Below are 25,247 nucleotides of genomic sequence, written 5' to 3' on the forward strand. Positions count from 1 at the left end.
TGTAGAAGGAGAAGAGGTCAGCGCTGCCGCTTGTAGAAGGGGAGGGCCACGACCTCGTACGGCTCGTGGGCGCCGCGGATGTCCACCGCGACGCCCTCGGTGCCCGGCTCGGCGTACGCGGCGTCCACGTACGCGATGGCGATCGGCTTGCCCAGCGTCGGGGACGGCGCGCCGGAGGTGACCTCACCGATCACCGTGCCGTCCGCCGCCACCACCGAGAACCCGGCGCGCGGCACCCGGCGGCCCTCGGCGACCAGCCCCACCAGCTTCCGCGGGGGCGCGGCCTTCGCCCGCTCGGCGGCCGCCTCCAGCGCCGCCCGGCCCACGAAGTCGCCTTCCTTCTCGAACTTCACCACCCGGCCGAGCCCGGCGTCGAACGGCGTCGTCGCGGTGGTCAGCTCGTGCCCGTACAGCGGCATGCCCGCCTCCAGGCGCAGGGTGTCCCGGCAGGAGAGCCCGCACGGCACCAGGCCCGCGTCCGCGCCCGCCTCGGTCAGCGCCTGCCACAGCTTCTCGGCGTCGGCCGGGTCCACGAACAGCTCGAAGCCGTCCTCGCCCGTGTAGCCGGTGCGGGCGATCAGGGCGGACACCCCGGCGACGGTGCCGGGCAGCCCGGCGTAGTACTTCAGGCCGTCGAGGTCGGCGTCGGTGAGCGAGGCGAGGATGGCGGGGGACTGCGGTCCCTGGACGGCGAGCAGCGCGTACGCGTCGCGGTCGTCCCGTACCTGGGCGTCGAAGCCCGCGGCCCGCTCGGTCAGCGCGTCCAGCACCACCTGGGCGTTGGAGGCGTTCGCCACGACCATGTACTCCTGGTCGGCCAGCCGGTAGACGATCAGGTCGTCGAGGATGCCGCCCTCGGCGTCGCAGATCATCGTGTACCGGGCCCGGCCGACCGCGAGCGTCGACAGGTTCCCCACCAGCGCGTGGTCCAGCGCCTGCCCGGCCTGCGGGCCGGTGAGGGCGATCTCGCCCATGTGCGAGAGGTCGAACAGGCCCGCGCGGGTCCGCACGGCGGTGTGCTCGTCACGCTCGCTGCCGTAGCGCAGCGGCATGTCCCAGCCCGCGAAGTCGGTCATGGTGGCGCCGAGCGCGCGGTGCAGCGCGTCCAGAGCCGTATGACGGGGGGCGTCTGTCATGGTCATTACTCCCAGGCGAGGGCGTATGGGTGACGTTTCTCCCCATCTGTCATCGGAACCTGAGAGCTTCACCGTGACCCCGGGCGGGGGACGGCTTGCACCTTCGGCGGAGCCGCGTCGGCGGCTCGCTTTTCAGATCTGCCTCGCCCGCGCGGTATCGGGGCCTGAGAGATTCAAGGGAGGACTTGCTCCTTCGGCGCCCCGTGCTCGGCAGTGACTGCCGGTCCGGGGACTCTCCCGCGCGGATTCAAGCGGCCGGTATGCAGTTGGCGCGCACATCATCGCACGTACGCGCCACAAGGGAACCCCCGGACGGGAATCAGTCGTTCCTTGTGCGCCATTACCTTCCCTTGACACTCTTCGGGTAGGCGGCGGTGACCGGACCCAGGAGGACGATCACGTGCACAGGCAGCGCAGGTGTCAGAACGATGTCGCACAGGGATGCCCGCTGCCGCGCGGGCAGGTCGCGGGGCCCTTGCGGCCGGTGCTCCGGCCCGGCCGGAGCCGGCCCGTCCACGATCTGCGCGGGGCCGTCGCCCCGGCCGGTGAGCTGCGCTTCCCGGCCGGGGACCTCGCCGTCGCCTCCGGACTGCCCGGCAGCGGCAAGTCCACCCTGATGCGGCGGACCGTGCCCGGACTGGACCGGCGCGGTGGCCCGGTGCTGCGCGTCGACTCCCAGGACACCCGGGAGAGCTGGGAGCGGCGGCTGCCGGGCTGGCTGCCGTACGGGCTGTACCGCCCGCTGGTGCGGCTGGCGCACTACGCGGGATTGCGCCGCGCGCTGCGCTCGGGCGCGAGTGTGGTGGTGCACGACTGCGGCACCCTGCGCTGGGTGCGCCGCTGGCTGGCGTGGCACGCCCGGCGGCGGGGCCGCAGGCTGCACCTGGTGCTGTTGGACGTGCCGCCTGCCCTCGCGCTCAGGGGGCAGGCGGCACGTGGTCGCGGGGTTTCCGGATACGCCTTCCTCCGGCACCGGCGGGCCGTGGCCCGCCTGGTGGCCGACGCCGAGGGCGGCAGCCCGCCGCGGGGCTGCGCCTCGGCGGTGCTGCTGGACCGCCCCGCCGCCGATGCCCTGGAGGGCATCGGCTTCGAGTGAGGTCTTCCGGGCTGTCCGTCTTCACGGACCGTCGGGCTAGAGCAGTACGGTCAGCAGCCTGGGCAGCACGAGCCGCAGGTCCTCCTGCACGTCCGACAGGTCCTGCTCCAGGGTCATCCGCACGCTCTTGTCCCGGTCGGCCAGGACCGCGGCGAGCAGCTCGTCGACGCCTTCGAGCAGCCGCTCCAGCAGGCCCACCAGGTCGTCGGACGGGTCGGCCTTCTTTCCTCGGATCTTGGCCTTCAGCGCAGCCTTCTTGCTGGCCTGGACCGCGTTGATGCCGTTCGTCTCCACTCGGTCCCGGAACAAGCCGAGGCGGAAGCGGTCCGGGTCCCGCTGCCTGGCCTCCGCGATGAACTCGTCGGCGTCCTGGATGGCGTCGCGGAGTTTGTGGATGGCCACGAGGCGGTGGGACGTTTCGCGGGGGGCCGCCTTGGCGGACGCGGGGCGGTCCGGGATGGGCCCGTCGGCGATAGCCGGGCCGGCGAAGCCCAGGACCAGGGAGCCGCAGATCGCGGCGGATACGGCGGTATAGGTCGCCTTGCTGGTGCGCATGGATGGGTAGTCCCTTCGGTATGTCAACCCGGGTACGCGACCACGGTGTGCACGGCCAGTTGCGGTCCGCAACTTTTCCGATACGGTCCGCAGTCGCCGTACGGAACGACCGCCATGGCCCGCGACCTGCGCGAATCCCGCGCCGGACGCGGGCTGGCGACCAAAGGCGGGCATGCAGCCGTTAGGGTGCTGTGCAGGCTGGGCGAGATGGCGGTGGGGACGGGATGAGCATCCAGAGCGACGGGTCCGAGGCGCTGCACGGCGCGTTCCCCGGCAACGAACTCGAAGAGGTGCTCGCCGCCTCCGTCGGGGTGCCGGGCGCGGGCGCCAGGATCGTCGAGGTCCTCGGCCGCAGCCACGTGTGGATCCCGCTGCCCAAGGGCGGCGGCCCCGGCAGCACCGACCTCGATCTGCCGACCCTGGAGATCGACGGCGGTGCGTACGTCCCCGTGTTCAGCTCCGAACAGCAGTTCCTGCGGATCGTCGGCGACCGGATGTCCTTCGCCGTGGCCCCCGCCGTGGAGTTCGCCCGCGGCCTGCCCCCGCAGCTCGGCATCGCCGTGAACCCCGGCGGCGCGGTCGGCGCGCCGCTGCCGCCGCCCGCCGTCGCCGAGCTGTGCCGGACCGGCCGCACGGAACTGGACGGCCCTGCCTCCGGCGGCCGGGTGCTGCTCTTCCAGCCCGACTGGCAGGACGAACCGGTGGACTTCCTGGCCGCCGCCGGGCTGGAGTTCGCCACGGTGCCCGACGTACGGACCGCCCGGCGCGCCCTGGCCCGTGTCGAGGACGGCGCCCCCACGCTGTTCGTGGGCGTCCAGGTGGACCTGGCGACCCCCGAGACCCAGGCGCTCGTACTCGACGCGCTCGGCCGGGCGCTGGGCGCGGTGCCCGTGCCCTGGCCGGTCCAGCTGGTGCTGCTGGACGTCGCCCAGGACCCGGTCGGCGACTGGATGCTGGAGCGGGTCCGGCCGTTCTACGACCGTGACCGGTGACCGTGCCGGACACCGCCGCGGCGGACTCGTAAGCTGGTTGGATGACCGGGCGGGGTGCGGCGCCGCGCCCCGGAGCGATGCGGTGATGACCCAGGAAAGGGGCGGACACAGGTGAGCGCGGTCGCGGGAGGAGGTACGGCGGCTGCCGGTCAGATCGAGCAGATGCTGCAGCAGGTCGCTCCCGGCCGGTACGACGCCTACGAGGCGCTGCTGCGCGCTCTCGCCGACGGCTCCGTGTGGATGCTGCTGTGGCACGGGACCCCCGGGTCGCCCGACGCCCAGTACGGCAACATGGAGGTCGACGGCCTCGGTTACGCCCCCTGCGTCACCTCGGGGCAGGAGCTGTCCGCCAGCGGCTGGACCCGCGCGCACGAGGTGATCGGCGGCCGCCAGATCTCCGCCGCGCTCTACCGCGACCGCTGGGGACTGTGGCTCAACCCGCACGCCCCCGGCGGCGGCGTCGGCATTCCCTGGCTCGACCTGCGGCGGATCGCGGTCGGCCTGGACCGGCTGCCCGCCGGACCCCTGCGGATCAGCGAACCCGCGATCGAGATCCCGCAGTTCTACGCCCTGCTGGGGCAGAACGCGCACCGTACACCCGTTGTGCGGTCGTTGCGCCGGGCTTGGGTGCAACCCGCCCTCGGCGCCCCCTATCTGGTGATCGGTCTGGATTTGTACGACACCAGCCGGCCGTCCGTCGAGGCGGCGCGGTTGATGATGAGCCAGTCCATCGGCGCGGTGCCGGACGGACTGCCGGTCTCCACGGTCGCGATGTCGGACGAGTTCGACCCGGTCGCGATGTGGCTGCGGGCCAACTCCCGCCCGTTCTTCGACCGGGAGGCCTACGGCGGCGCGCCCGCGGCTTCCTACGGCTACGGCTACCCGCCGCCGCGCCCCACCTTCTGACCTGCGGCGATTGACTCCTCCCGGCGTCGGGGCGGCTTCCGCCCGGCCGGCTTTCGGCATGCCCTGGGCCGCCTCGTACCACGCTCACGGGTATCGGCTGTTCGGTTAACGGAACGTTGTGCGCCACATCACGGTTGCGCATCCATTGCCCGAGGGGTCTGGCGGCTGATCGCGGGCCCGTTGAAGACTCCCGCTCCAAGGATCGTCGCTCCAGCGTACGAGCCCCGTTTGCGAGATCTACCGCACCATCAGCACGACGCTGTGCACCACTGATGTGAACCATGCCGCCACCGCGCGGCGGGTCGTGGGCCGGCCACCGCCGGCGAGAGGGGTCCCCACAACGATGACGGCTCCATTGCATGACACCGGCGCGGCCGAGACCTCCGCCGTCGAGGTTGCCGCCGGCGTGCCCGAGAAGGAGATCCAGGGCCGGTCGCCCGGGCGTATCGCCTGGACGCGGCTGAAGCGCGACAAGGTCGCCCTCGCCGGCGGCATCATCGTGATCCTGTTGATCCTGGTGGCCGTCTTCGCCCCGCTCATCGTGAAGCTGTTCGGCCATCCGCCGAACGACTTCCACGTCGACAGGCTCAACGCCGAAACCGGCCTGCCGGAGGGCGGCTTGGGCGGCATGAGCGGCGACTTCCTCTTCGGGCTCGAACCGGTCAACGGCCGCGACGTGTTCAGCCGCGTCGTCTACGGCGCCCGCGTCTCCCTGCTCGTCGCGTTCCTCGCGGCGCTGGTCTCGGTGGTGCTCGGCACGGTCTTCGGCATCCTGGCCGGGTACTTCGGCGGCTGGGTCGACGCGCTCATCAGCCGGACCATGGACCTGCTGCTGGCCTTCCCGCAGCTGCTGTTCACCATCGCGCTGGTCTCGGTCATCCCCGGCGAACTGTGGGGGCTGTCCGGCAGCGGCGTCAGACTCGGCGTGCTGGTCCTGGTGATCGGCTTCTTCGGGTGGAGTTACGTCGGCCGCATCGTGCGCGGGCAGACGCTCAGTCTGCGCGAGCGCGAGTACGTCGAGGCGGCGCGCAGCCTCGGCGCCGGGCGGTTCTACATCCTGGTCAAGGAGCTGCTGCCCAATCTGGTCGCGCCGATCCTGGTCTACACGACCATGATGATCCCCACCAACATCCTTACGGAGGCGGCGCTCAGCTTCCTGGGGGCCGGCGTCAAGTCACCCACCGCGTCGTGGGGGCAGATGCTGTCGGCGGCCGTCGACTTCTACGACCTCGACCCCACTTTCATGATCATTCCTGGTCTGGCCATCTTCATCACCGTGCTCGCCTTCAACCTCTTCGGCGACGGTGTGCGCGATGCGCTCGACCCCAAGGGTTCCCGCTGAGCGGGGCAGTACCGCACTTCACGGAGGATGCGACACAGTGATCACCACGAGCAGAGCCACCCGCCGGATCGCGGCCGGTGCCGCGGTCGCGGCGCTGCTCGCCGCGACGGCGGCGTGCGGCGGCGGAAACGGCCGTAACAGGGACAAGGACAGCAACGACGCCGACGGGGCCGGGTTCAACGCCGCGCTCACCAAGGTGCTCAACCCGTCCACCGAAAAGGGCGGGACGCTGAAGTTCATCAGCACCCAGGACGCCGACTTCTGGGACCCGCAGCGCGGCTACTACGGCTTCATGTGGGACTTCGCCCGGTTCTACACGCGCCAGCTGGTGACCTACGCGCCCAAGCCCGGCAAGGAGGGGATGGAGATCGTCCCCGACATGGCCACCGGCAAGGCCAAGGTCAGCCCTGACGGCAAGACCTACACCTACACCCTGCGCGACGACCTCTACTACGAGGACGGCTCCAAGATCACGACGCAGGACATCAAGTACGGCATCGAGCGCACCTTCGCCACCGATGTCGTCAACGGCGGCCCGCCGTACCTGATGCAGATCCTGGACAACGGGCAGAAGTACCCCGGCCCGTACAAGGACAAGGACCCCAAGAAGCTGGGGCTGAAGTCCATCGAGACGCCGGACGAGAAGACCATCATCTTCAAGCTCCCCAAGGCGAACTACGACTTCGAGGGCATCCTGGCGCTGCCGACCTCGACCCCGGTGCCGCCGTCGAAGGACAAGGGCTCCAAGTACACCCTGCGCCCGTTCTCCTCCGGTCCGTACAAGTTCCAGTCGTACGACCCGGGCAAGGAGCTCATCCTCGAGCGCAACGACAAGTGGAAGAAGTCCTCGGACCCGATCCGCGCCGCCCTGCCGGACAAGGTCCAGGTCACCTTCACCACCAACGCCAACGACGCGGACGCCAAGCTGATGGCGGGGGACTACCACCTCAACCTCACTCAGCGCGGCGTGCAGACGTCCGCCCGCGCCAAGATCCTCCGTGACGCCTCGCACAAGGCCAACACCGACGACCCGCTGACCGGCTTCATCCGCTACGCGGTCATGCCGAACACGGTCAAGCCGTTCGACGACGTGCACTGCCGCAAGGCCGTCCTCTACGCGGCCGACAAGAACTCGCTGCTCGCGGCGCGCGGCGGCAAGTTCGGCGGCGACATCGGCATGAACATGCTGCCGCCGTCCGTCCCCGGCCACGACCCGCAGAGCGACCCGTACGAGCTGCGCAAGGACGGCGGCAAGCCGCAGCTGGAGAAGGCCAAGGACGAGCTGAAGCAGTGCGGCAAGCCGAACGGCTTCTCCACCAAGCTCGCGGTGCGCCAGAACGAGCCCGCCGAGATCGCCTCGGCCGAGGCCATCCAGGACGCCCTGGGCAAGGTCGGCATCAAGGTCGACATCGACAAGTTCGACGGAGCGCAGGGCAACGCCGTCATCGGCTCGCCCAACAACGTCAAGAAGCAGGGCTACGGCCTGATCGTCTACGGCTGGGGCGCGGACTTCCAGTCCGGCGCGGGCTTCCTGCAGCCGCTGGTCGACAGCCGCTTCACCCTGGAGGCCGGCAACAACAACTACGGCATGGTCGACGACAAGCAGATCGACGAGCTGTTCGACAAGGCCATCGCCGAGCCCGACCCGGCCAAGGCCGCGGAGACCTACAAGGCGCTGAACCAGCGACTGAGCGACCTGGCGGTCTACCTGCCGTTCGTCTACGACAAGTCGCTGAACTACCGCAGCCCGGAGCTGACCAACGTCTACGCGTCGGACGGCTTCAACGGCAAGTACGACTTCGTCTCGCTCGGTGTCAAGGGCGGCGGCAAGTAATCGGTCCCGGTACGCGACCGGTGGTCCGTCCCGATAGAGCGAAGGGCAGGTGAGGGCCTGCCGGGCGGCCGCCCCAGAGGGAGATCCCCGGGGCGGCCGCCCGGAGGCCGACCACAGTGCTTGTGTACATCATCCGGCGGCTCGTCACAGTCGTCGTCATGCTCCTGGTGGTCACCCTGGCCACGTTCGGGGTCTTCTTCATGGTGCCGAAGCTGACCGGCACCGACCCGGCCCTGATGTACGTCGGCAAGAACTCCGACAAGGCCTCGGTCGAGGGCACCCGCAAGAAGCTCGGCCTCGACGAGCCGGTCCTGGTGCAGTACGGCGAGTTCGTCAAGGGCTTGGCCACCGGCCGGGACTACGACGACGGCGTCGAGGTCACCCACTGCCCCGCCCCGTGCTTCGGCTACTCCTTCAAGACCGAGCAGGAGGTGTGGCCGATCCTGAAGGACCGGCTGCCCGTCACCGCCTCGCTGGCCAGTGGAGCCGCCGCCCTCTGGCTGGTCGGAGGCGTCGGCGTCGGCATCGTCTCCGCCCTCAAACGCGGCACGATCTGGGACCGCGCCGCCATGGTCGGCGCCCTGGCCGGTGTGTCCCTCCCGATCTACTTCACCGGCCTGCTCTCCCTGTCCATCTTCTCCTATCAACTCGGCTGGACCTCCGCCGAGTACGTCCCCTTCATGGACGATCCCGGCGGATGGTTCACCAACCTGATGCTGCCATGGATCACCCTGGCCTTCCTCTACGCGGCCATGTACGCGCGGCTGACCCGGGCGACCATGCTGGAAGTGATGGGTGAGGACTACATCCGCACCGCCCGGGCCAAGGGCCTGAAGGAATCGACGGTCGTCCGCAAGCACGCGCTGCGCTCGACCATGACCCCGATCCTCACCATCTTCGGCCTGGACCTCGGCGCGCTGGTCGGCGGTGCGGTGCTCACCGAGAAGACCTACAACCTCCGCGGCCTCGGCTACGAGGCGGTCAACGCGATCCAGAACAAGGACCTGCCGGTGATCCTCGGGGTCACGCTGGTGGCCGCGTTCTTCGTGGTCATCGCCAACCTCGTCGTGGACCTGCTGTACGCCGTGATCGACCCCCGAGTGAGGCTCTCGTGACGGACCTTGAGAAGACGGGCGCCGCCGGCGAGCCGGAGCAGCCCGCCGCCATCGACGCGGTGGCCAAGTCCGGCGCCGTCGGCGAGCCGGTGGCCGCCGACTCGTCGCGGCCGAGCGCCTTCCTTGAGGTGCGCGACCTGAAGGTGCACTTCCCGACCGACGACGGCCTGGTCAAGTCCGTCGACGGGCTCTCCTTCGCGCTGGAGAAGGGCAAGACGCTCGGCATCGTGGGCGAGTCCGGCTCCGGCAAGTCGGTCACCTCGCTCGGCATCATGGGCCTGCACCGGGTCGGCAACTACGGCCGGCAGAAGGCCCGGATCTCCGGCGAGATCTGGCTGGACGGCAAGGAGCTGCTCTCCGCCGACCCCGACGAGGTCCGGCGGCTGCGCGGCCGCGAACTGGCCATGATCTTCCAGGACCCGCTGTCCGCCATGCACCCGTACTTCACCGTCGGCAAGCAGATCAGCGAGGCGTACCGGGTCCACCACCAGGTCGACAAGAAGACCGCCCGCAGGCGGGCCGTCGAGATGCTGGACCGGGTGGGCATCCCGCAGCCGGACAAGCGGGTGGACAACTACCCGCACGAGTTCTCCGGCGGCATGCGGCAGCGCGCGATGATCGCGATGGCGCTGGTCAACAACCCCGAGCTGCTGATCGCCGACGAGCCGACGACCGCCCTCGACGTGACCGTCCAGGCGCAGATCCTCGACCTCATCCGCGACCTGCAGAAGGAGTTCGGCTCCGCGGTCATCATCATCACCCACGACCTGGGCGTCGTCGCCGAGCTCGCCGACGACATCCTGGTGATGTACGGCGGGCGCTGCGTGGAGCGCGGCCCCGCGGAGAAGGTGTTCTACGAGCCGCAGCACCCCTACACCTGGGGCCTGCTCGGTTCGATGCCGCGCATCGACCGCGACCAGACCGAGCGGCTCATCCCGGTCAAGGGGTCCCCGCCGAGCCTGATCAACATCCCCGGCGGCTGCGCCTTCAACCCGCGCTGCCCGTACGCCGACGTGCCCAAGGACGGCATCACCCGCACCGAGCGCCCGGAACTGCGCGAGGTCGGCGACCGCCACTTCTCCGCCTGCCACATGTCGCAGGAGGAGCGCACCCGGATCTGGACCGAAGAGATTGCGCCGAAGCTGTGACCGAGAAGACCGAGAAACCGAACATGGCGAAGACGGCGGCGGTCGAGCGGCAGGCGGCGGAGGCCGACTCCCCTGAGCCCCTGCTCAAGGTCACCGGCCTGGTCAAGCACTTCCCCATCAAGAAGGGGCTGCTCCAGCGGCAGTCCGGCGCGGTGCAGGCGGTCGACGGGCTCGACTTCGACGTCCGCCCGGGGGAGACCCTGGGCGTGGTCGGCGAGTCCGGCTGCGGCAAGTCCACCATGGGGCGGCTGATCACCCGCCTGCTGGAGCCGACCGGCGGCAGGATCGAGTTCGAGGGCCGGGACATCACCCATCTGGGCACCGCGGCGATGCGCCCGATGCGCCGCGACATCCAGATGATCTTCCAGGACCCGTACTCCTCGCTGAACCCCCGGCACACGGTCGGCACGATCGTCAGCGCGCCGTTCAAGCTCCAGGGCGTCACGCCCGAGGGCGGCGTCAAGAAGGAGGTCCAGCGGCTGCTGTCGGTGGTCGGCCTCAACCCCGAGCACTACAACCGCTACCCGCACGAGTTCTCCGGCGGCCAGCGGCAGCGCATCGGCATCGCCCGCGCGCTGGCGCTCAAGCCGAAGCTGGTCATCGCGGACGAGCCGGTCTCGGCGCTGGACGTGTCCATCCAGGCGCAGGTCGTCAACCTGCTGGACGACCTCCAGGAGGAGCTGGGCCTGACGTACGTGATCATCGCCCACGACCTGTCGGTCATCCGGCACGTCTCCGACCGGATCGCGGTGATGTACCTGGGCAAGATCGTGGAGCTCGCGGACCGCGCGTCGCTGTACACGGCGCCCATGCACCCGTACACCAAGGCGCTGCTGTCCGCGGTGCCGGTGCCGGACCCCAAGCGGCGCGCCAAGCGGGAGCGCATCCTGCTCAAGGGCGACGTGCCCTCGCCGATCGCGCCGCCGCCGGGCTGCCGGTTCCACACCCGGTGCTGGAAGGCGACGGACCTGTGCAAAAAGCAGGAGCCGCCGCTGGTGGCACTCAAGACCGGCCACCAGGTGGCGTGCCACCACCCGGAGAACGTGTCCGATTCCGAGGAGTGAGCCATTCGTGATCTCCGGCCGGACCGGCACCGGGTCCGGCATGCGGGCCCGGCCGGAGATCATGTGCGCGACAGGTAAGAATGTCGCGTGCTCACCGATCTGTTCAGCCCCTCCGTCCAGCACTCGCTGGACATCGCCGGGATCTTCGTCTTCGCGATCTCCGGCGCGCTGCTCGCCGTACGCAAGAACTTCGACGTGTTCGGCATGGCCGTGCTCGCCGAGGTCACCGCGCTGGGCGGCGGGCTGTTCCGCGACCTGATGATCGGCGACGTACCGCCCACCGCCTTCACCGACCTCGGCTACTTCCTCACCCCGCTCGTCGCCACCCTGATCGTCTTCTTCCTCCACCCCGAGGTCGAACGGATCACCAAGGCGGTGAACGTCTTCGACGCGGCGGGGCTCGGGCTGTTCTGCGTCACCGGCACCACCAAGGCCCACGACCACGGACTCGGCCTCACCGCGTCCGCCACGCTGGGCCTGGCCACGGCGGTCGGCGGCGGCGTGCTCCGCGACGTGCTGGCGCACGAGGTCCCGTCCCTCCTGCGCTGGGACCGCGACCTGTACGCGGTCCCGGCCATGGTCGGCGCCACACTGGCCGCGCTCCTCATCCGCTTCGACGAGCTGAACGCGACCACCAGTGCGCTCGCGGCCACGGCGGCGTTCGTCCTGCGCCTGCTGGCGATGCGGTTCGGCTGGCGCGCGCCCCGCGCCTGGAACCGGCGCAGCACGGCGGCGGAGGAGACCGCCTGAGGGCTGCGAGAAGGCCGAGGACCACATGAGGACTACATGGGGTCGACGTCCTCGCCCGGCTCCGCGCCGACGGGGGCCAGGCCGCGCTGCGCGAACACCCGCTTCGCCGCGATCGTCGCGTTGATGGCGCGGGGGAAGCCGCAGTAGGGCGCCGAGTGCAGGAGCGCCTCCACGATCTGTACCGGCGTCAGCCCCACGTTGAGCGCCGCGTCCACGTGGCCCTCCAACTGCGCCTCGCAGCCGCCCAGCGCCGCCAGCATGCCCAGGGTCACCAGCTGCCGGTCGCGCGGCGCCAGCTCCGGCCGGGCGTAGATCTCACCGAAGCCCCAGGCGACCATCTGGTGGCCCAGCTCCGGGGAGATCCCGGCGAGGGAGGCGACGACGCGCCGTCCGGCCTGGCCGTCGATCTCCGTCAGTACCCGCATGCCCCGGTCGAACCGCTCCTGCCGGGTCTCACTCCTGCTCTCACTGCTCATGATCCCGACGTTACGAGTCGGAGCGCGCTTCGGCGCGGACACCGCGCTGTGCCACCCGGCCGTGCCGCCGCCGGGCCCCCGGCTCGTAGAATCGTCACACCATGGCATACCTCGACCACGCCGCCACCACCCCGATGCTTCCGGAGGCGGTGCAGGCGATGACCGCGCAGTTGGCCGTTGTCGGCAACGCCTCCTCGCTGCACGCCGCCGGGCGGCGCGCCCGGCGCACCGTCGAGGAGGGCCGGGAGACGCTCGCGGCCGCGCTCGGCGCGCGCCCCAGCGAAGTCGTCTTCACCGCGGGCGGGACCGAGTCCGACAACCTCGCGGTCAAGGGGCTGTTCTGGGCCCGGCGGGACGCCGACCCGGCCCGTACCCGGGTGCTGGCGAGCCCGGTGGAGCACCACGCCGTCCTCGACGCGGTCCACTGGCTCGCCGACCACGAGGGCGCGCGGGTCGAGTGGCTGCCCGTCGACCGGTATGGGCGGGTGCACCCCGAGGCGCTGCGCGAGGCCATCGCCCGCGACCCCGCCGACGTCGCCCTCGCCACCGTCATGTGGGCCAACAACGAGATCGGCACCGTCATGCCGGTCCGCGAACTGGCCGAGGCGGCCCGGGAGTTCGACGTTCCGCTGCACGCTGACGCGGTCCAGGCGTTCGGCCAGCTGGAGGTGGACTTCGCCGCCTCGGGGCTGGCCGCCATGACCGTCAGCGGCCACAAGATCGGCGGCCCGTACGGCATCGGGGCGCTGCTGCTGGGCCGCGAGTACACCCCTGTACCCCTGCTGCACGGCGGCGGGCAGGAGCGGCAGGTGCGCTCCGGCACCCTGGACGCCCCGGCCGTCGCCGCCTTCGCCGTCGCCGGTGAACTGGCGGCCGCGCGCCGCGAGGGCTTCGCCCGCGAGATCGGGGCGCTGCGCGACACGCTGGTGGCCGCCGTCCGCGCCGCCGTCCCCGACGCGGTCCTCGGCGGCGACCCGGCCCCGGCCGGCAGGCTGCCCGCCAACGCGCACTTCTCCTTCCCCGGCTGCGAGGGCGACTCGCTGCTCCTGCTGCTGGACGCGCAGGGCATCGAGTGCTCCACCGGTTCGGCGTGCACCGCGGGCATCGCCCAGCCCAGCCATGTCGTCCTGGCCACGGGAACCGACCCCGACCTGGCGCGCGGCACGCTGCGCTTCTCGCTGGGGCACACCTCGACGGAGGAGGACGTGGCGGCGCTGGCGGAGGCGATCGGCCCGGCGGTGGAACGGGCCCGCAGCGCGGGCCTGAGCTGAGCCCTGCGGGCCGGCTGACCCTGCCGGTCAGTCGCGCGGCTTGTCGGACGGGCCCCGCGTGGACGGTGGGGGAGCGGTGCGGACCAGGCGCAGATACCGTTCCCAGTCCCAGTGCGGACCGGGGTCGGTGTGGTCCGTCCCCGGCACCTCCACATGGCCGACCAGGTGCTCCCGGTCCACCGGTATGCCGTACCGCTCGCAGATCCCGGCGGTGAGTCGGGCCGACGCGCGGTACATCGCGTCGGTGAAGGAGTCGGCACGCGATACGAACCCGGTGTGCTCGATACCGATGCTGCGCTCGTTGTACGAGCGGTTCCCGGCGTGGAACGCGACGTCCAGCTCCCGCACCATCTGCGTGATGCGCCCGTCCCCGCGCACGATGTAATGGGCGGCCGCGCCGTGCTCGGGGTCGCGGAACACCCGCACGGCGTCGTCGTGGCCGCCCTGCACCACATGGACGACGACGCGGTCGATGCCGTAGTCGTAGGGCCGGTCGGCCCGCCGCCAGTTCGCCTCCGAGGCGGCGATCCACCGCGCGCCCGGGTGGTCGACGTCGCCCTCCCGGCGCGGCCGGTCGTTTCCGGGCAGCCGCCACCACCACCGCTCCAGCTCGTCCCGGAACGCGTAGGCCCCCGCGGCCAGGCCCAGCCCGGCCGCGGCGGTCCCGCCCAGGACCAGGGCGCGCCGGCTCACCGCGCGGGAACGGGTGGCCGGCCCGGTGCCCGCACCGCCGGGCGCCACCGCCGTCGGCGCGTCCCGGCGGCTGGGCGCTGGTGTCGCGTCGCGGTCGGCCGCAGGCGTGTCGCTCATGCGATGCTCAACGCGCGGACCGCCGGTCGGGGTTCCGCGCACGCGTGCCGTACGTCACTCCGGGCGCCCGCCCCGGGCGGACACCGCTGGCAGGGCGCGCGGGCCCCGTACCCTGGAGGGGCTATGACTGACTTCCCGGGCGCACCCGATCCGAACGCTCCCCGCGACGGCCGCCGCCTCCGCGTGCTCGCGGCCATGTCCGGCGGTGTCGACTCCGCCGTCGCCGCCGCCCGCGCCGCTGAGGCGGGCCACGACGTGACCGGTGTGCACCTCGCGCTCTCCGCCAACCCGCAGTCCTTCCGTACCGGTGCCCGCGGCTGCTGCACCATCGAGGACTCGCGCGACGCCCGCCGTGCCGCCGACGTGATCGGCATCCCCTTCTACGTATGGGATCTGGCCGAGCGCTTCCGCGAGGACGTGGTGGAGGACTTCGTCGCGGAGTACGAGGCGGGCCGCACGCCGAACCCGTGCCTGCGCTGCAACGAGAAGATCAAGTTCGCGGCGCTGCTGGAGAAGGCGCTGGCGCTGGGCTTCGACGCCGTGTGCACCGGCCATTACGCCACGGTGGTCACCCGCGAGGACGGCACGCGCGAGCTGCACCGCGCGAGCGACATGGCCAAGGACCAGAGTTACGTCCTGGGCGTCCTGGACGAGCGGCAGCTGGCCCACGCGATGTTCCCGCTCGGCGACACGCTCACCACCAAGGACGAGATCCGCGCCGAGGCGGAGGCCCGCGGCCTGGCCGTCGCGAAGAAGCCGGACAGCCACGACATCTGCTTCATCGCCGACGGTGACACCCAGGGCTTCCTCGCCGCCCGGCTGGGCAAGGCGGAGGGCGAGATCGTCGACGAGGACGGCAACGCGGTGGGCACCCACGAGGGCGCGTACGGCTTCACGATCGGCCAGCGCAAGGGCCTGCGGCTCGGCGTCCCGGCACCGGACGGCAAGCCGCGCTACGTCCTGGACATCTCGCCCGTGAACAACACGGTGACGGTCGGCCCGGCCGCGTCCCTGGACGTCACGGCCCTGACCGCCATCAAGCCCCGCTGGTGCGGCACGCCCCCGGCGGGGCCCGGCACGTACACCGCCCAGCTCCGCGCCCACGGCGGCGAGACCGAGGTCGGCGCGGAACTGGTCGGCGAGGAACTGCGCGTTTCCTTTACTGAGGCGGTACGGGGCGTGGCGCCCGGCCAGGCGATCGTGCTGTACGACGGGACGCGGGTGGTCGGCTCGGCGACGATCGCCACCACCCAGCGGGCGCGGACGGCGTCCGCGCAGTAGCCCACCGGTCGGCGCTCAGCCCATCCCGAGCGTGTGCGCCAGGATCGCCTCGGCCAGCGGGCCGTGGACCTCCGGCGGCAGGGCGTGGCCCATGCCGGGTATCTCGACCAGCCGGGCCCCGTTGATGACGTGTGCCATGTGCGCGGGGTGCGGCGGCGGGAACACCGGTTCGGCCGGGGCCCCGAGGACGAGCGTGGGCACCTCGGTCGCGGCGAGGGCTTCCGTGCGCAGCATCCCGGAGTCGTCGGCGCGGCTGACCGCGTCCGTCGTGCCGTAATGCCCGGTGTGCTCGATGATGCCGCGCTCAAAGTCGCGGAAGTAGTCCGCGTCGAAGGGGATCCCGCCGCCGCTGAGCAGCTCCCAGTGCCGCACCCGCCGGTCGAGTTCGGCTTCGAGGCCGTGGTCCTCGACGGGCTTGGCCCACTCCTCCAGGACCCGGGGGTCGATGCCGGGGAGCTGGTCGGCGGGGGTCACCGTCCCGTCGGGGTGGACGAGCGGCGCCGTGCTCATGGCGCAGGTGCCGAAAAGGGTGGCGCTGAGTACCCGGTCCGGGTGGTCGGCGACGATGAGCTGGGCGAGCATTCCGCCGAGCGACATGCCGACGACGTGCGCCCGCTCGATACCGAGCCCGTCGAGGACCTTCACCGCGTCCTCCGCCAAGTCGGTGACGCGGTACGGGCGTTGGTCGAACGCCCAGGGGGAGCGGCCGGTGTCGCGGTTGTCGTAGCGGATCACCCGGTGGTGCGCGGCGAGCCGGTCGACCAGGCCGTCCGGCCACCCCAGCCCCGATGCCTGCGCGCCCATGATCAACAGCAGTGGAGGGGCGTCGTCGGGCCCGCGCTGCTCAGTCCATAGGCGGATGCCGGGGGCGACTTCGACGGAGGCGGTGGAGACGTGGTGCATGGCAGTGGCCCCTTTCGGTGTGCATGCGGAACGAGACGTATCGTCTCGCTTTCCAAATGCGTCGTCAAGTTCCGGCCACGTGGAGCGTGACCGGCTGGCGTCGTTGACTTGTGTTGCCGGGATGGTTACGTTGAGTAACCAGGGCGGTGCGCGGTGCGGCGTGCCGGACAACGGACTCATGCATTGGGGGATGAGACGTGACACGTGCCTGGGAGGCCGACTCCTCCGCGGTGTTCCACCGCAGGTTAGGCAAGTCGGCGAGCGAGCTCGGGACCACCAACGGCCGCGACGGCTGCCCCGAGATCTGGGAGTTGGACAACGGGGACATCGCGGTGATCGGCCGTGATCTGACGGACGACTACCGGGAGCGGCTCCCCGAGGGGGTCGTCATGCGCTCCGACGAGCGGCTGGTCATCCTGCCCGGCGCCATGCTGAGCTCGGCGAAGCCGGACATCCCCGATGCTCGGGCTTGAGACGATCGGGCTCGACCCGGCGCAAGGCGAGACGCTGCCCCTCGCGGCCTATCGCGAGGACTTCCGGTCGCGACAGTGGACGATCGACGGCCAGGACTCCTGGAAGCTGGAGCGGCAGCAGGAGTTCAAGGAACCCGGGTTCCCCAGCTGGGAGGCGTTCTCCCGAGGGGACTGGGAGACGGCCATGCGGCTGGTGGAGGGCGAGCGCGACTGGCTGCGGGAGTTCGCCCGGGAGAACGACGAGCGCGGGATCAGCCTCTTCCGGGTCCGCGTCGTCGAACAGCCCCTCGCGCCGTATCTGCAATGGGAGCTCCATCTGCTGCGGCTGCGCGCGGAGTACGGGGAGCGGATCCGGGTGGTCGGCCCCGAGCGGATCAGGGAGCTGGAGGCCGAGGGGCCGCTGCCGGAGTTACTCACCCTCGGCGACCACACGGTCTATAAGATCCGTTACGACGACCAGGGGATCCTCGACGGGGCCGTGAGATTCGTCGACCCTCGTGTCACGGCGCGCTGCCGTGACTTCACCCGGGACCTGTACGAGTGCGGAGAGGACGTGATCCCCTATTTCGACCGCGAGGTGGCCCACTTACCAGCGCCGGGGCCGGGGTAGATGAGCGATCAGCACGCAGAGGACAGGGAAGCCGGGGAGCGCCGGGCGGGGCCAGGCGCGCACTGGGTGCGGTCGGAGATGTCGGGGGCCGCGTCCGAGGTGGTCCAGGCCCGGGACATCAGCGGCGACATCCACTTCCACGCCGGTGCCGACACGGCTTCCCGCTCCTCGTACGACAACCCCAGGCCGCGCCAACTGCCCGGTGACACCAGGGGGTTCGTGAACCGCCGCGAGGAACTGTCGTGGCTCGACGCGATCCTGACGGGCGGCGGCGGGGGCGGCGGCACGACCGGTGGCACGACCGGCGGCGGGAACACCGGCGGCGGCGCCACTGCCGACGGGAACTCCGGCGGCGGTGACGAGCCGCTCATGTCCCTCTGCGTCATCGCGGGCACGGCCGGGGTCGGCAAGACCTCGTTGGCCCTGCGCTGGGCCCACCGCATGGAGGCGCACTTCCCCGACGGCCAGCTGTATGTGAACCTGCGCGGGTACGACCCCGGCGCGCCCGTCACCCCGCAGGAGGCGCTGCACCGCTTCCTGGCGGCGCTCGGTGTGCCCGCGCGGGCGATTCCCACCGACCCCGAGGCGGCGGCCGCGCTGTACCGGTCGGCGCTGGCAGGCCGGCGCATGCTGATCGTCCTCGACAACGCCGCCACCGTCGGACAGGTCCGCCCGCTGCTTCCCGGCACCGCGGGCTGCCTCGTCGTCGTCACGAGCCGCAGCCGCCTGTCCGGGCTCAGCGTCCGCGACGGAGCGCGCCGCCTGACGCTGGACACCCTCTCGGAGACGGAGGCGGTCGCCCTGCTGCGCGCGATCACCGCGGACTACCGGGACCAGGACGACCGGGAGAAGCTCGTCGAGCTGGCCCGGTTGTGCGCCCGGCTTCCGCTGGCCCTGCGGATCGCGGCGGAACGGGCCGCGAGCCGTCCCCGTATGCGGCTGGACGACCTCATAAGAGACCTCCGCGACGAATCCGCCCTGTGGGACGCCCTGAGCATCGGGGACGACGAGGAGGCCGAGGCCGTGCGGACCGTATTCGCCTGGTCCTACCGCGCCCTCACCCCGGAGGCCGCGTCGCTCTTCCGGTTCCTGGGGCTGCACCCCGGGCCGGAGTTCGGGGCCGAGGCCGCCGCCGCGCTCGCCGGGGTCCCCGCCGGCCAGGCCCGGCGGCTGCTGGACACCCTTGTCGGCGCGCACCTGGTGGAGCAGACCGGCCCCGACCGCTACGCCTTCCACGACCTGCTGCGCGCGTACGCGGGCGACCAGGCGGACAGCGAGGAGACGCCGGAGGCCAGGGACGCGGCCCTCGGCCGCGTGCTCGCCTGGTATCTGCGGACCGCGGCCGCCGCCCAGGAGTGGATCAACCCCCAGGAGTCGCCGATCGGGCTCGGCGCGCCGGAGGACGGCGTCGTACCCCTGCGATTCCCCGGCTACGACGACGCGCTGAGCTGGTACGAGCAGGAGCGGGACAACCTCGTGGCCGCCGCCCGCGCGGCCGAGGAAGCCGGGGCCGACCGCGCGGCGTGGCAACTGGCCGCCGTGCTCAAAGCCATCCACATGCTGCTCAACCCCTTCGAGGAGTGGCTCGCCGTGAGCCACATCGGCCTGCGGGCCGCCCGCAGACTGGGCGACCGCGCGGCCGAGGCCGACCTCCTGGAGAGCCTCGGCATGGCCTATACGCAGTCGCACCGCCTGGCGGACGGCGCCCGCTGCCACGAGGAGGCGCTGGCCGTCCGCCGGGAGCTGGGCGACCGCATGGGCGAGGCATTCTCCCTGAACGACCTGGGGCTGGCGCGGCTGCGCGGGCGCGGGCTCGCGCAGGCGGAGGCGCACTTCGAGCAGGCGCGTGCCGTCTTCCGCGACCTCGACGCCGCCCACTGGGAGGCGGTGATGCTGTCGAACCTCGCGGAGACGCGGTACGAGCTGTCGCGGCTGCCGGAGGCCCACGACGCCGTCACCGAGGCCCTGGCCCGCCACCGCGCGAGCGGCAGCCAGGGCAGCGTCGGCAACGCCCTGCGGATCCTGAGCGCGGTGCAGCGCGAGTCCGGCGAACCGGGGGCGGCGGAAGGGGCGTTGCGCTCCGCCCAGGAAGCGGTGGACATCGCGCGGGCCCACCGCAACGAGGCATGGGAGGCGTTCTGGCTCCTCGACCTCGGCGCGGCCCACCGGGCGACCGGCCAGGCCCCGGAGGCGCTGACGGCGTACCAGCGGGCCGCGATGCTCCAGCGCAGGCTGGGCGACCGGTCGCGCGAGGCCCGCGCGTGGCACGGCGCCGGGGAGACGTACCGCCAGGTGGGGCGGTTCGAGGAGGCGGCCGACTTCCACCGGACCGCGGCCGCCGCCCACCGCGAGCTGCACGACCTCTGGCAGCTGGCTCTCGCCCTCGACGGCCTCGCCGTCGCGCTGGGCGAGCTGGGGCGGGACGCGGAGGCGCGCGGCCACTGGGTGGCGGCGCTGGACGCGCTGACCGGCTACGAGGACCCGCGGGCCGAGGCGCTGCGGCGCCGGGCGTACGCGGCGGCGGGAGACGCGTGACCGCCGGCCCCGGCCGCGCGAGCCGCGCGGTCGCCCCACGTCGCGGATACCGTACAGGCATGAACATCTGCGTCTTCTGCTCAGCCGCCGAACTCGACGACCGCTACACCACCCCGGCCCGCGAGTTCGCCCAGCTCATCGGCCGGGGCGGGCACACCCTCGTGTGGGGCGGCTCGGACGTCGGCCTGATGAAGGTGATGGCGGACGGGGTCCAGGACAGCGGCGGGCGGCTGGTCGGCGTGTCGGTGGAGTTCCTCCAGGAGAAGGCCCACGGGGGTGCCGACGAGATGGTGGTCGCCAAGGATCTCGCCGCGCGCAAGGCGGAGCTGCTCGCCCGCGCCGACGCGATCGTGATCATGGTCGGCGGGACCGGCACGCTGGACGAGGCCACCGAGATCCTGGAGCTGAAGAAGCACAACCTGCACGCGAAGCCGGTGGTACTGCTCAACACCGCCGGGTTCTACGACGGGTTGAAGGAGCAGTTCCAGCGTATGGAGAAGGAGGGGTTCCTGCCGCTGCCGCTGACCGATCTGGTCTTCTTCGCGGAGGACGGCCTCGGGGCGATGGCGTATCTGGAGGAAGCCCACGGCCTGCGCTGACAGGCACGTGGTACCTATGGGGCCATGGCTACACATGTGATCACAGGCGCGGGTTCGGGCATCGGCACGGCGGTCGCGGAGCGGCTGGCCGAACGGGGGGACGAGCTGTGGCTGCTGGCCCGCGACGCCGGGCGGGCCAAGGACCTGGCCGAGCGCTTCCCCGGCGCGAAGACCCTGGTGGGCGACCTCGCGGAGCCCGAGCGGCTGTCCTGGGCGCTCAGCCACCAGACGCTGCCCGACCGGCTGGACTCACTGCTGCACATCGCGGGCGTCGTCGAACTGGGCGAGGTCGGCGAGCTGACGCCGAAGGTGTGGAACCAGCAGCTCGCCACCAACCTGGTCGCCCCGGCCGAGCTCACCCGGCTGCTCCTCCCGCAGCTGCGGGCCGCGCAGGGCCACGTCGTCTTCGTCAACTCCGGGGCCGGCCTGCGCGCGAACGCCCAGTGGGGCGCGTACGCCGCGAGCAAGCACGGCCTCAAGGCGCTGGCGGACGCGCTGCGCTGGGAGGAGAGCGGCAACGGCGTGCGCGTGACCTCCGTCTACCCCGGCCGTACGGCGACGCCGATGCAGCAGAAGGTGCACCAGCAGGAGGGCAAGGAGTACGACCCCTCGCGCTGGATCGCGCCGGAGTCGGTCGCCACCACGGTCCTGACGGCGCTGGACATGCCGCGCGGCACGGAGATCACCGACCTGTCGGTGCGGCCGCAGGGCTGAGGCACGCGGCGCGGCGGTGCGCCCCTGGTCGGGCGGTGCCCGGACCGGTTCGTCCGGACCCGGGCCCGGTCCCCCGGCCCGAACGCCGTCGCCCGCTCCGGGCGCTCGGGGACGTAGTACACGGTGACCGGGTCGCCCGCCACCCGCGTCACCGGGCCGGCCTGCTCGGTGAAGCGCACCTGCCGCCCGTCCGGCGTCGTGAACTCGTAGACGTGGTGCAGCGTGGTGCGGATGGGGCCGTTCCGGTTCCCGTGGGGACCGCAGCTCGGGGACGGGGCACATGATCGCAGCAGGAGACGGCGGCCGGCGCCGCCGGGTTCCCGGGATCGGCCCGCGGACTCGTAGGCTTCCGGCGTGAGCGAGACGAAGAAGAGCTGGGGGCCCGGTGCCGCGACCGGCGTCGGATCCATGCCGGGCGGCGACGCGCGCGAAGCCGCCAAGACCGTCACCGGGTCGCTGGAGACGCTGCCGTACCTGCCGGAGCTGCCCGCGCGCGGACCCGGCGCGGACATGATCGGGCGCACCGCCGGGCTGCTGGTCGACCTGTACGCGCACGTGGAGCCCAGCGGCTGGCGGATCAGCGACCGCCCGGGCCGGGACACCAAGCGGGCCCGCTCCTGGCTGGGCGAGGACCTCGACGCGCTGGAGGAGTTCACCCAGGGGTACACCGGTGCGCTCAAGGTGTCGGCCGTCGGCCCGTGGACGCTCGCCGCGGCGTTGGAACTGCGCAACGGAGAGGTCATGCTCAGCGACCCGGGCGCCTGCCGCGACCTGACCGGCTCGCTCGTGGAGGGGCTGCGCGGCCATCTCGCGGAGGTACGGCGCCGGGTGCCCGGCGCGCGGATCGTGATCCAGCTCGACGAGCCCTCCCTCACGGCGGTGCTCACCGGAACGGTCCGTACCGCCAGCGGCTACCGCACCCACCGGGCGGTCGACCGCGGGGTGGTCGAGGGCGCGCTGCGCGACCTCGCCGCGGTGGCCGGCGGCGGCGAGGTCATCGTGCACTCGTGCGCGCCCGCCGTGCCCTTCGCGCTGCTGCGCCGCGCCGGCGCCACCGGAGTCTCCTTCGACCTGTCGCTGCTCACCGAGCGTGAGGAGGAGGCGATCGGGGAGGCCGTCGAGGGCGGCACGGCGCTGTTCGTCGGCGCGGTCCCCTCGCTGGACACCCCATTGTCAGACCCTGCCGGTAGCGTCATGGGTGTCAGGACGCTGTGGCGCAGGCTGGGGCTGTCGCCGGGGACTCTCGCCGAGTCCGTGGTGATCACTCCGGCGTGCGGTCTCGCGGGTGCCTCGCCCGCGTACGCGCGCGCCGCGCTGGCCCACTGCGTCCGGGCGGCGAGATCGCTCGCTGACAACCCTGAGTAACGGAAGGACAATACGGTGGCCGGCGAACAGCAGTCGACGGTGCCCGCCGAGGCGCGGGAGAAGCACGCCCAGCTCGCTGAGCAGATCGAGGAGCACCGCTTCCGGTACTACGTGAAGGACGCGCCGGTCATCTCCGACGCGGAGTTCGACACGCTGCTGCGCACCTTGGAGGCGCTGGAGGACGAGCACCCCGAGCTGCGCACGCCCGACTCGCCGACCCAGAAGGTCGCCGGCTCCTACGAGACGGAGTTCACCGAAGTCGCGCACCGCGAGCGGATGCTGAGCCTGGACAACGCCTTCGAGGACGAGGAACTGGCGGCCTGGGCCGAGCGCATCGCCAAGGAACTGGGCACGGGCGCCTCGTACCACTTCCTGTGCGAGCTCAAGGTCGACGGCCTGGCGGTCAACCTCACCTACGAGGACGGGCGGCTGACCCGCGCCGCCACCCGCGGCGACGGCCGCACCGGCGAGGACATCACGCCCAACGTCCGCACCATCGCCGAGATCCCGGAGCGGCTGTCCGGCGACCGGGTGCCGCGACTGGTGGAGATCCGCGGCGAGGTGTACTTCCCGCGCGAGCGCTTCGACGCGCTCAACGCCCGGCTGGTGGAGGCGGGCAAGCCGCCGTTCGCCAACCCGCGCAACGCGGCGGCCGGTTCGCTGCGCCAGAAGGACCCCAAGGTCACCGCGTCCCGCCCGCTGCACATGGTGGTGCACGGCATCGGCGCCCGCGAGGGCTTCGACATCGACCGGTTGTCGCAGGCGTACGAGCTGCTGCACGAATGGGGGCTGCCGACCGCCGCGCACGCCAAGGTCGTGGACTCGATCGAGGACGTGCGGAACTACATCGCGCACTACGGGGACACCGAGACGCGGCACTCGGTGGAGCACGAGATCGACGGCGTGGTCGTCAAACTGGACGAGATCCCGCTCCAGGGCCGCCTGGGCTCCACCTCGCGGGCACCGCGCTGGGCCATCGCCTGGAAGTACCCGCCGGAGGAGGTCAACACCAAGCTGGTCGACATCCGGGTCGGCGTCGGCCGCACCGGCCGGGTCACGCCGTACGCGGTGGTGGAGCCGATCACCGTGGCCGGCTCCGAGGTCGAGTTCGCCACCCTGCACAACCAGGACGTCGTCAAGGCCAAGGGCGTGCTCATCGGCGACACCGTCGTGCTGCGCAAGGCGGGCGACGTGATCCCCGAGATCCTGGGCCCGGTGGTCGACCTTCGGGACGGCACCGAGCAGGAGTTCGTGATGCCGGCCCTGTGCCCGGAGTGCGACAGCCCGCTGCAGCCCGCCAAGGAGGGGGACATCGACCTGCGCTGTCCCAACTCCCGGTCGTGCCCCGCCCAGTTGCGGGAGCGGATCTTCTATCTCGCCGGCCGCAAGTGCCTGGACATCGAGAACCTCGGCTATGTGGCCGCCGCCGCGCTCACCCAGCCGCTGGAGCCGGCCGAGCCGCCGCTCAAGGACGAGGGCGACCTGTTCACCCTCGACGTCGAGCGGCTGCTGCCCATCAGGTCCCACGTCCTGGACCCCGACAGCGGGCTGCCCAAGCGCGACCCCAAGACGGGAGAGGCGAAGGTCGTCACCTTCTTCGCCAACCAGAAGGGCGAGCCGAAGAAGAACACCCTCGCCATGCTGGCCAACATCGAGGCCGCCAAGGAGCGCCCGCTCGCCCGGCTCATCACCGGCCTGTCGATCCGGCATGTGGGACCGGTGGCCGCGGACGCGCTCGCCCGCGAGTTCCGGTCCATCGACCGGATCGCCGAGGCGGACGAGGCGGAGCTCGCGGCCGTGGAGGGCGTCGGGCCGATCATCGCCGCCTCCGTCAAGCAGTGGTTCACCGTGGACTGGCACCGCGAGATCATCGAGAAGTGGCGGGCCGCCGGAGTCCGGCTGGAGGAGGAAGGCGGCGAGGAGGAGGGACCGCGCCCGCTGGAGGGGCTGACGGTCGTCGTCACCGGCACGCTGGAGTCGTTCACGCGGGACGGCGCGAAAGAGGCGCTGCAGAGCCGGGGCGCGAAGGTGACCGGTTCGGTGTCGAAGAAGACCGACTTCGTCGTGGTCGGGGACAACCCGGGATCGAAATACGACAAGGCGGTGCAGCTCAAGGTGCCCGTGCTCGACGACAGCGGCTTCGCCGTGCTCCTCGAACAAGGGCCCGACGCGGCCCGTGAGGCGGCCCTGACCCCCGCCGAGTAGCCCGAACGGAGTCATCGGCGGCCTGAACAACCATCAGAAGCAGCCACGGCTATGCCAGGACTCAACT

At 71.8% G+C, this 25,247-nt stretch carries 23 protein-coding genes, 1 pseudogene and 1 riboswitch; of the genes and pseudogenes, 18 read left to right on the forward strand and 6 right to left on the reverse strand.

Annotated elements, in window-relative coordinates:
- Positions 1-17: 17 nt before the first annotated feature.
- On the reverse strand, positions 18-1,136 hold the full coding sequence (gene gcvT / locus Q3Y56_RS25055) for a glycine cleavage system aminomethyltransferase GcvT (RefSeq protein ID WP_304464083.1): 1,119 nt from the start codon (positions 1,134-1,136) through the stop codon (positions 18-20).
- A 142-nt stretch (positions 1,137-1,278) separates the two neighbouring features.
- Positions 1,279-1,386, reverse strand: a riboswitch (glycine riboswitch).
- A gap of 225 nt (positions 1,387-1,611) precedes the next feature.
- Between gcvT and Q3Y56_RS25060 the strand changes: the two genes are divergently transcribed.
- Positions 1,612-2,232 carry an AAA family ATPase gene (locus Q3Y56_RS25060; RefSeq protein WP_369696796.1) on the forward strand — a complete coding sequence of 207 codons (621 nt, stop codon included), beginning with the start codon at positions 1,612-1,614 and terminating at the stop codon, positions 2,230-2,232.
- A 36-nt stretch (positions 2,233-2,268) separates the two neighbouring features.
- Here Q3Y56_RS25060 and Q3Y56_RS25065 read toward each other — a convergent pair whose 3' ends face one another.
- Positions 2,269-2,787: a hypothetical protein gene (locus Q3Y56_RS25065; RefSeq protein WP_304464084.1), complete on the reverse strand. Its 519-nt coding sequence runs from the start codon at positions 2,785-2,787 to the stop codon at positions 2,269-2,271.
- Positions 2,788-3,011: 224 nt separating this feature from the next.
- Between Q3Y56_RS25065 and Q3Y56_RS25070 the strand changes: the two genes are divergently transcribed.
- The 8 genes from Q3Y56_RS25070 (at position 3,012) to Q3Y56_RS25105 (ending at position 11,938) form a co-directional block, all read left to right on the forward strand.
- The gene (locus Q3Y56_RS25070) at positions 3,012-3,779 is read left to right on the forward strand and encodes an enhanced serine sensitivity protein SseB (protein WP_304464085.1); all 768 of its coding nucleotides are present in this window, start codon (positions 3,012-3,014) and stop codon (positions 3,777-3,779) included.
- 111 nt (positions 3,780-3,890) lie between these two features.
- Positions 3,891-4,685 carry an enhanced serine sensitivity protein SseB C-terminal domain-containing protein gene (locus Q3Y56_RS25075; protein WP_304464086.1) on the forward strand — a complete coding sequence of 265 codons (795 nt, stop codon included), beginning with the start codon at positions 3,891-3,893 and terminating at the stop codon, positions 4,683-4,685.
- A 343-nt stretch (positions 4,686-5,028) separates the two neighbouring features.
- Positions 5,029-6,027 (forward strand): ABC transporter permease, encoded by a 999-nt coding sequence (locus tag Q3Y56_RS25080; protein WP_304464087.1) that lies wholly within the window; start codon positions 5,029-5,031, stop codon positions 6,025-6,027.
- Positions 6,028-6,067: 40 nt separating this feature from the next.
- Entirely contained in the window at positions 6,068-7,861 is a 1,794-nt protein-coding gene (locus Q3Y56_RS25085) for an ABC transporter substrate-binding protein (protein ID WP_304465787.1), read from the forward strand.
- Positions 7,862-7,977: 116 nt separating this feature from the next.
- Positions 7,978-8,976 (forward strand): ABC transporter permease, encoded by a 999-nt coding sequence (locus Q3Y56_RS25090; protein WP_304464088.1) that lies wholly within the window; start codon positions 7,978-7,980, stop codon positions 8,974-8,976.
- Positions 8,977-9,026: 50 nt separating this feature from the next.
- Positions 9,027-10,124 carry an ABC transporter ATP-binding protein gene (locus Q3Y56_RS25095; RefSeq protein WP_304465788.1) on the forward strand — a complete coding sequence of 366 codons (1,098 nt, stop codon included), beginning with the start codon at positions 9,027-9,029 and terminating at the stop codon, positions 10,122-10,124.
- A 23-nt stretch (positions 10,125-10,147) separates the two neighbouring features.
- On the forward strand, positions 10,148-11,188 hold the full coding sequence (locus Q3Y56_RS25100) for an ABC transporter ATP-binding protein (RefSeq protein ID WP_304465789.1): 1,041 nt from the start codon (positions 10,148-10,150) through the stop codon (positions 11,186-11,188).
- 87 nt (positions 11,189-11,275) lie between these two features.
- Positions 11,276-11,938 carry a trimeric intracellular cation channel family protein gene (locus Q3Y56_RS25105; protein WP_304464089.1) on the forward strand — a complete coding sequence of 221 codons (663 nt, stop codon included), beginning with the start codon at positions 11,276-11,278 and terminating at the stop codon, positions 11,936-11,938.
- A gap of 32 nt (positions 11,939-11,970) precedes the next feature.
- Here Q3Y56_RS25105 and Q3Y56_RS25110 read toward each other — a convergent pair whose 3' ends face one another.
- Positions 11,971-12,414 carry a carboxymuconolactone decarboxylase family protein gene (locus tag Q3Y56_RS25110; RefSeq protein WP_304464090.1) on the reverse strand — a complete coding sequence of 148 codons (444 nt, stop codon included), beginning with the start codon at positions 12,412-12,414 and terminating at the stop codon, positions 11,971-11,973.
- A 101-nt stretch (positions 12,415-12,515) separates the two neighbouring features.
- Between Q3Y56_RS25110 and Q3Y56_RS25115 the strand changes: the two genes are divergently transcribed.
- The gene (locus tag Q3Y56_RS25115; protein WP_304464091.1) at positions 12,516-13,685 is read left to right on the forward strand and encodes a cysteine desulfurase family protein; all 1,170 of its coding nucleotides are present in this window, start codon (positions 12,516-12,518) and stop codon (positions 13,683-13,685) included.
- A gap of 27 nt (positions 13,686-13,712) precedes the next feature.
- Here the strand turns inward: Q3Y56_RS25115 and Q3Y56_RS25120 are convergent, their stop codons facing one another.
- Positions 13,713-14,495: an N-acetylmuramoyl-L-alanine amidase gene (locus Q3Y56_RS25120; protein ID WP_304464092.1), complete on the reverse strand. Its 783-nt coding sequence runs from the start codon at positions 14,493-14,495 to the stop codon at positions 13,713-13,715.
- 123 nt (positions 14,496-14,618) lie between these two features.
- On the opposite strand from Q3Y56_RS25120, the gene mnmA reads away from it, so the two are divergent.
- Positions 14,619-15,776, forward strand: a complete 1,158-nt coding sequence (mnmA, locus tag Q3Y56_RS25125) for a tRNA 2-thiouridine(34) synthase MnmA (RefSeq protein WP_304464093.1) — start codon at positions 14,619-14,621, stop codon at positions 15,774-15,776.
- 15 nt (positions 15,777-15,791) lie between these two features.
- Here the strand turns inward: mnmA and Q3Y56_RS25130 are convergent, their stop codons facing one another.
- Entirely contained in the window at positions 15,792-16,679 is an 888-nt protein-coding gene (locus tag Q3Y56_RS25130; RefSeq protein WP_304464094.1) for an alpha/beta fold hydrolase, read from the reverse strand.
- Positions 16,680-16,876: 197 nt separating this feature from the next.
- On the opposite strand from Q3Y56_RS25130, the gene Q3Y56_RS25135 reads away from it, so the two are divergent.
- From Q3Y56_RS25135 to Q3Y56_RS25155, 5 genes are read left to right on the forward strand one after another with little or no spacing between them, the layout of a single operon-like run.
- Positions 16,877-17,152 carry a hypothetical protein gene (locus tag Q3Y56_RS25135; RefSeq protein WP_304464095.1) on the forward strand — a complete coding sequence of 92 codons (276 nt, stop codon included), beginning with the start codon at positions 16,877-16,879 and terminating at the stop codon, positions 17,150-17,152.
- Entirely contained in the window at positions 17,139-17,762 is a 624-nt protein-coding gene (locus Q3Y56_RS25140; protein ID WP_304464096.1) for a DUF6879 family protein, read from the forward strand. The genes Q3Y56_RS25135 and Q3Y56_RS25140 overlap by 14 nt, the downstream gene beginning before the upstream one ends.
- Positions 17,763-20,297, forward strand: coding sequence for a tetratricopeptide repeat protein (locus tag Q3Y56_RS25145; RefSeq protein WP_369696797.1), 2,535 nt, complete (start codon positions 17,763-17,765; stop codon positions 20,295-20,297).
- Positions 20,298-20,356: 59 nt separating this feature from the next.
- Positions 20,357-20,896, forward strand: a complete 540-nt coding sequence (locus Q3Y56_RS25150; protein WP_304464097.1) for a TIGR00730 family Rossman fold protein — start codon at positions 20,357-20,359, stop codon at positions 20,894-20,896.
- 24 nt (positions 20,897-20,920) lie between these two features.
- Positions 20,921-21,610, forward strand: coding sequence for an SDR family oxidoreductase (locus Q3Y56_RS25155; RefSeq protein WP_304464098.1), 690 nt, complete (start codon positions 20,921-20,923; stop codon positions 21,608-21,610).
- Positions 21,611-21,663: 53 nt separating this feature from the next.
- Here the strand turns inward: Q3Y56_RS25155 and Q3Y56_RS33585 are convergent.
- Positions 21,664-21,843: pseudogene (locus Q3Y56_RS33585) on the reverse strand (DUF3592 domain-containing protein); the annotation flags it as partial.
- A gap of 121 nt (positions 21,844-21,964) precedes the next feature.
- Between Q3Y56_RS33585 and Q3Y56_RS25160 the strand changes: the two are divergent.
- Both Q3Y56_RS25160 and ligA read left to right on the forward strand, forming a co-directional pair.
- Complete coding sequence (locus Q3Y56_RS25160) at positions 21,965-22,975, forward strand: methionine synthase (protein ID WP_304464099.1); 1,011 nt, start codon at positions 21,965-21,967, stop codon at positions 22,973-22,975.
- A gap of 15 nt (positions 22,976-22,990) precedes the next feature.
- Entirely contained in the window at positions 22,991-25,180 is a 2,190-nt protein-coding gene (gene ligA, locus Q3Y56_RS25165) for an NAD-dependent DNA ligase LigA (protein ID WP_304464100.1), read from the forward strand.
- Positions 25,181-25,247: the final 67 nt, after the last annotated feature.

Source organism: Streptomyces sp. XD-27, from assembly GCF_030553055.1.
Lineage (GTDB): Bacteria > Actinomycetota > Actinomycetes > Streptomycetales > Streptomycetaceae > Streptomyces.

What these genes read in the sequence shown, in the direction of transcription:
- gcvT (WP_304464083.1), bottom strand. Translation starts at nt 1,136, where the DNA reads ATGACAGACGCCCCCCGTCATACGGCTCTGGACGCGCTGCACCGCGCG.
- Q3Y56_RS25065 (WP_304464084.1), bottom strand. Translation starts at nt 2,787, where the DNA reads ATGCGCACCAGCAAGGCGACCTATACCGCCGTATCCGCCGCGATCTGC.
- Q3Y56_RS25070 (WP_304464085.1), top strand. Translation starts at nt 3,012, where the DNA reads ATGAGCATCCAGAGCGACGGGTCCGAGGCGCTGCACGGCGCGTTCCCC.
- Q3Y56_RS25080 (WP_304464087.1), top strand. Translation starts at nt 5,029, where the DNA reads ATGACGGCTCCATTGCATGACACCGGCGCGGCCGAGACCTCCGCCGTC.
- Q3Y56_RS25100 (WP_304465789.1), top strand. Translation starts at nt 10,148, where the DNA reads ATGGCGAAGACGGCGGCGGTCGAGCGGCAGGCGGCGGAGGCCGACTCC.
- Q3Y56_RS25110 (WP_304464090.1), bottom strand. Translation starts at nt 12,414, where the DNA reads ATGAGCAGTGAGAGCAGGAGTGAGACCCGGCAGGAGCGGTTCGACCGG.
- Q3Y56_RS25115 (WP_304464091.1), top strand. Translation starts at nt 12,516, where the DNA reads ATGGCATACCTCGACCACGCCGCCACCACCCCGATGCTTCCGGAGGCG.
- Q3Y56_RS25120 (WP_304464092.1), bottom strand. Translation starts at nt 14,495, where the DNA reads ATGAGCGACACGCCTGCGGCCGACCGCGACGCGACACCAGCGCCCAGC.
- mnmA (WP_304464093.1), top strand. Translation starts at nt 14,619, where the DNA reads ATGACTGACTTCCCGGGCGCACCCGATCCGAACGCTCCCCGCGACGGC.
- Q3Y56_RS25130 (WP_304464094.1), bottom strand. Translation starts at nt 16,679, where the DNA reads ATGCACCACGTCTCCACCGCCTCCGTCGAAGTCGCCCCCGGCATCCGC.
- Q3Y56_RS25140 (WP_304464096.1), top strand. Translation starts at nt 17,139, where the DNA reads ATGCTCGGGCTTGAGACGATCGGGCTCGACCCGGCGCAAGGCGAGACG.
- Q3Y56_RS25145 (WP_369696797.1), top strand. Translation starts at nt 17,763, where the DNA reads ATGAGCGATCAGCACGCAGAGGACAGGGAAGCCGGGGAGCGCCGGGCG.
- Q3Y56_RS25150 (WP_304464097.1), top strand. Translation starts at nt 20,357, where the DNA reads ATGAACATCTGCGTCTTCTGCTCAGCCGCCGAACTCGACGACCGCTAC.
- Q3Y56_RS25155 (WP_304464098.1), top strand. Translation starts at nt 20,921, where the DNA reads ATGGCTACACATGTGATCACAGGCGCGGGTTCGGGCATCGGCACGGCG.